This is a genomic window from Allobosea sp. (assembly GCF_036675845.1).
GTDB lineage: Bacteria > Pseudomonadota > Alphaproteobacteria > Rhizobiales > Beijerinckiaceae > Allobosea.
Genome location: NZ_JAKFED010000167.1, coordinates 1 through 1687, shown reverse-complemented (window position 1 = coordinate 1687; position 1687 = coordinate 1). Strand labels below are relative to the sequence as shown.

The 1687-nt window shown below is 69.9% G+C and carries 2 protein-coding genes; both read right to left on the bottom strand.

The features are described 5' to 3' along the window. On the bottom strand, positions 1-1135 hold a 1135-nt coding region (locus V6M56_RS18350; protein ID WP_332685618.1), incomplete at its 3' end, for an IS481 family transposase. 191 nt (positions 1136-1326) lie between these two features. Further along, the coding region (locus V6M56_RS18345; protein ID WP_332685616.1) for a P-loop NTPase at positions 1327-1687 on the bottom strand (361 nt) is incomplete at its 5' end.

Sequence of the window (1687 nt, the reverse complement as noted above, 5' to 3'; positions counted from 1 at the left end):
TGACGGTTTGGGTGTCGGTCAAGTCGATGGTCGCGATGCGGTGGGCGGCGAAGAAGACGCCGTAGCGTCCATCGGTTGAGCGGGGGCGGATGGCGAGGCGTTCGCCGCAGAAGGCCTGGGGGACTTTCCAGAGGCGGCCCTTGAAGCTGACATAGGCTTTGGTCGAGGAGACGGTGCGGACGATCTCGTGCGTGTCATAGGCGATCTCGGGCGTGCGGTCGGGCATGGCCCTGCTGCTCGGCCGGTAGCGGCTGGCGGGCACCGCGAGGCCCAGCGCCTCATGGGGGCGCTCGAGATTGTAGACATCGCGCCAGCGCTCGAGGGCGCGCTGGGCGCCGGCGAGGTTTTGGAAGCGGGCGCAGGCGAAGACCTCGGCCTTGAGCGAGCGGTGGAAGCGTTCGTTCTTGCCGCGGCTCTGGGGATGATAGGGCCTGGCGTGGATCACGCCGACGCCATGCTTGAGCAGCCAGACGCCGAGCCTGGTCCAGGGCTCGGCCTGGGTGTAGCCCCAGGGCCCGCCATTGTCGACGAAGAGCGCTTCGGGCAGGCCATAGCGGCGAAAGACCCGCTCCAGATGCGCCTGGACCGTGGCGCCGCGCTCGTCGGCGCAGGCGGCCAGGCACAGGGCGAAGCGCGAATGATCGTCGATCACCGTCAGCGGATGGCAGGCCTGGCCGTCGCCGAGCCCGACATGGCCCTTGAAGTCCATCTGCCAGAGCAGGTTCGGCGCCGCCATCTCGAAGCGCCGATAGGGCTGGCCCGGCTGGCCGGCGGGCGGTGCGACCAGCCCATGCCGGCGCAGGATCGCATGCACCGTCGAGACCGCCGGAACCGCATGCCCGGCCCGCGCCAGGCAGCGCGCGATCTTGCGGGCGCCCCAGGCCGGATGGGCCTCGCGCAGCCCGACCACCCGCGCCTCGATCGCCGCCGCGCTGCGCCCCGGGCTCGTCTGCGGCCGGCGCGAGCGGTCGGCCAGCTCCTCGTCGCCCGCCGCGTGCCGGCGCAGCCATTTGTACCCGGTCTGCGCACTGATCCCGAACCGCCGGCACAGCTCCCGCCGGTTCACGCCCTCCTGCTGCGCAAGCCGCACGAACTCGCGGCGCTGATCCATGGACGATACCTCCAGCCACGGCATGGACGGCCCTCCAAAAGGCCCATCCAAAACCCCTCAAAAGGTGTCATCCATCTCCCCGAACAGCTGTAAGCGATCTCCCCGGACTGAACAGTAAGCGAAGCAATCCAGAAGGGCTCGCTCGACGTCCCCCTGGATTGCTTCGTCGCTTCGCTCCTCGCAATGACGATGGAGCGGTGTCGAGGGGCTCCGCGCTACTCGACGACGATGCGCGGCGCCGCGCGCGCCGGTCCGCTCAAGCCCGCCTGAACCTGACGCGCGATCGCGAGATAGGCCTTGGCATGGGCGCTGTCGGGGTCGCTGGCGACGATCGGCCGGCCGCCATCGGAGGTCTCGCGGATCGGCATCGCCAGCGGAATCTCGCCGAGGAAGGGCACGCCCTGCCGCTCCGCCTCGTGCCGCGCCCCGCCATGGGCGAAGATGTCGGAGCGATGGCCGCATTCCGGGCAGACGAAATAGCTCATGTTCTCGACGATGCCGAGGATCGGCACCTCGACCTTCCTGAACATGGCGACGCCGCGGCGGGCATCGAGCAGGGCCAGGTCCTGCGGCGTC